Raw genomic sequence first — 3,446 nt, forward strand, 5'->3', positions numbered from 1 at the left:
TTTTGGTTTTTACTAGGTTTGGCGGTGACCTACTCTCCCACGTCTTGAGACGCAGTACCATCGGCGCAACCGAGCTTAACGGCCGAGTTCGGGATGGGGTCGGGTGTTTCTCTGGCGCTGTGACCACCAAACCGAGAAAAAACCAAGATTATCAATACGATGTGATTTTGTTCACGTTGTCCGAGTGACTTCCGATTTATGTGTGTCTTGCTTTTACTGGATCGTATCAAGCCTATCGGGCAATTAGTACCGGTCAGCTGAGTGCATTACTGCACTTACACCTCCGGCCTATCGACGTGGTGGTCTTCCACGGCCCTCAGGGAGATCTTGTTTTGAGGGGGGCTTCCCGCTTAGATGCCTTCAGCGGTTATCCTTTCCGATCATAGCTACCCTGCACTGCTGCTGGCGCAACAACAGGTCCACCAGTGGATCGTTCACCCCGGTCCTCTCGTACTAGGGGCAACTCCTCTCAAATCTCCTACACCCACGGCAGATAGGGACCGAACTGTCTCACGACGTTCTAAACCCAGCTCACGTACCTCTTTAAACGGCGAACAGCCGTACCCTTGGGACCTGCTCCAGCCCCAGGATGAGATGAGCCGACATCGAGGTGCCAAACACTGCCGTCGATATGGACTCTTGGGCAGTATCAGCCTGTTATCCCCGGCGTACCTTTTATCCGTTGAGCGATGGCCCTTCCACTCGGGACCACCGGATCACTATGGCCGTCTTTCGACTCTGCTCGACTTGTCAGTCTCGCAGTCAGGCTGGCTTCTGCCATTGCACTCAACGAGCGATTTCCGACCGCTCTGAGCCAACCTTCGCGCGCCTCCGTTACGCTTTAGGAGGCGACCGCCCCAGTCAAACTACCCGCCACACAGGGTCCCGGATCCGGATAACGGACCGCGGTTAGACATCAAGCAGAGCAAGGGTGGTATCTCAAGGGAGGCTCCACCAAAACTGGCGTTTTGGTTTCAAAGCCCACCACCTATCCTGCACATGCTCGGCCTAATGCCAGTGTGAAGCTGTAGTAAAGGTGCACGGGGTCTTTCCGTCTAACCGCGGGAAGCCTGCATCTTGACAGGCAATTCAATTTCGCTGAGTCGATGTTGGAGACAGCGGGGAAGTCGTTACGCCATTCGTGCAGGTCGGAACTTACCCGACAAGGAATTTCGCTACCTTAGGACCGTTATAGTTACGGCCGCCGTTTACCGGGGCTTCAATTCGGAGCTTGCACTCCTCCTTTTAACCTTCCGGCACCGGGCAGGCGTCAGACCCTATACGTCGTCTTGCGACTTCGCAGAGCCCTGTGTTTTTAGTAAACAGTCGCCACCCCCAATTTTGTGCCCCCAGTCATTACTTGCGTAGAAACTGGGCCTCCTTCTCGCGAACTTACGGAGGTATTTTGCCGAGTTCCTTCAACATCGTTCTCTCAAGCGCCTTGGTATGCTCTACCAGTCCACCTGTGTCGGTTTAGGGTACGATCTGGCGGAGGGCTATTTCCAGGAACCGATTAGCGGCCCACCCAATCCGATAAGGGTGAACAACCTTCACGATCCGTCACATCCTCCTGGCCCAGGAATATTAACCTGGTTCCCATCGTCTACGCCTTTCGGCCTCGACTTAGGGGTCGGCTTACCCTGCTCAGATTAGCTTTAAGCAGGAACCCTTGGACTTTCGGCGAGAGTGTCTCTCACACTCTTTGTCGCTACTCATGTCATCATTCTCACTAGTGATCGCTCCACAGTTCCTCACAGAACTGCTTCATCGCCAAACCCGATCCTCCAATATCCCCGAAGGGATCAAGGAGGAGTGGGTTTTATCACACTACGCTCTGCTACCATGCCTTACGGCATCCTAGACTTCGGCTCATGGCTTGAGCCCCGTTACATCTTCGCCGCAGGACAACTTATTTAGACCAGTGAGCTGTTACGCTATCTTTAAAGGATGGCTGCTTCTAAGCCAACCTCCTGGTTGTTTTGGTCGTCCCACCTGCTTTCCCACTTAGCCATGAATTAGGGGCCTTAGTCGTAGGTCAGGGTTGTTTCCCTCTCCACTACGGACGTTAGCATCCGCAGTGTGTCTGCCATCTAGTACTCCCGGGTATTCGGAGTTTGGTTAGGATCAGTAAGCCTGTGGGGCCCCATTACCCATCCAGTGCTCTACCCCCCGGGGTATTCGGATGACGCTCTACCTAAATAGATTTCGCAGAGAACCAGCTATCTCCGAGTTTGATTGGCCTTTCACCCCTAGGCACAACTCATCCCGATCTTTTTCAACAGATGTGGGTTCGGTCCTCCAGTTGGTGTTACCCAACCTTCAACCTGGTCATGCCTAGATCACTCGGTTTCGGGTCTGATCCATCTAACTCGACGCCCTATTAAGACTCGCTTTCGCTGCGCCTACACCTAACGGCTTAAGCTTGCTAGATAGACCAAGTCGATGACCCATTATACAAAAGGTACGCGGTCAGGCCGCAAGGGCCCTCCCACTGCTTGTAGGCGTCCGGTTTCAGAAACTGTTTCACTCCCCTCGTCGGGGTGCTTTTCACCTTTCCCTCACGGTACTGGTTCGCTATCGGTCAGTAAGGAGTACTTAGCCTTCGAAGGTGGTCCTCCGATCTTCAGACAGAATTTCACGTGTTCCGCCCTACTTAATACGTCCGATCGTGCTTCTTGTACGGGGCTGTCACCCACTATGGCTGCGCTTCCCAACGCATTCCAATCACACTCACGGCTCGGCTGGTCCCCGTTCGCTCGCCGCTACTAGGGGAGTATCAATTGATTTCCTTTCCTCCGGGTACTTAGATGTTTCAGTTCCCCGGGTTTGCTCTTTAAACCCTATGTATTCAGGTAAAAAGTACTGGGTTTACCCCGCTATAAACTGCAAAGCAGATTATAGTAGAGTATCCAGTGGGTTGCCCCATTCGGAGATCGATGGATCAAAGCCTATTCTCGGCTAACCATCGCTTATCGCAGAGTATCACGTCCTTCATCGCCTCTTACTGCCAAGGCATCCACCAAACGCCCTTTTCGCGCTTGATCCGATCCAGAAAGAGCAAGACCTTGGCAAAGGCCATGCTCTGCGCCACTTGCGTGGCAATCAGGATCGGAAGTCATACATTTTCCCGCCCCTCGCACTGGTTCGTAACGAGGGACATGTTGGTGCAGTCTTGCGACCACACCGGGTTAGTGTACTTGACTTGGACAACACTGTCGTTTCAGCGCAGCATACACCGGACAGCCGAGGAAAAGGCTGCAACCCGATGCTTGCCCTCTTGCGAAGGCACCGCCCTGAGGTCATCGCCATACTCGGCGCGACCAACAGTGTCGTATTGATATCTCTCTAAACGATGTCAGTGGATCTTCATCGAAGATCCGTTCATCCGATTGGATGGTTAAGAACCACGGGGGTTCTTAACGATCAAATCGGGGTGGTAAACGGGG

At 53.3% G+C, this 3,446-nt stretch carries 2 rRNA genes; both read right to left on the bottom strand.

The features are described from left to right. Positions 1–16 precede the first annotated feature (16 nt). Positions 17–131, bottom strand: a 5S ribosomal RNA gene (gene rrf, locus ACMU_RS18500). 91 nt (positions 132–222) lie between these two features. Then, a 23S ribosomal RNA gene (locus ACMU_RS18505) occupies positions 223–3,044 on the bottom strand. Between the last annotated feature and the right edge of the window lie 402 nt (positions 3,045–3,446).

It is taken from the genome of Actibacterium mucosum KCTC 23349, from assembly GCF_000647975.1.
GTDB lineage: Bacteria > Pseudomonadota > Alphaproteobacteria > Rhodobacterales > Rhodobacteraceae > Actibacterium > Actibacterium mucosum.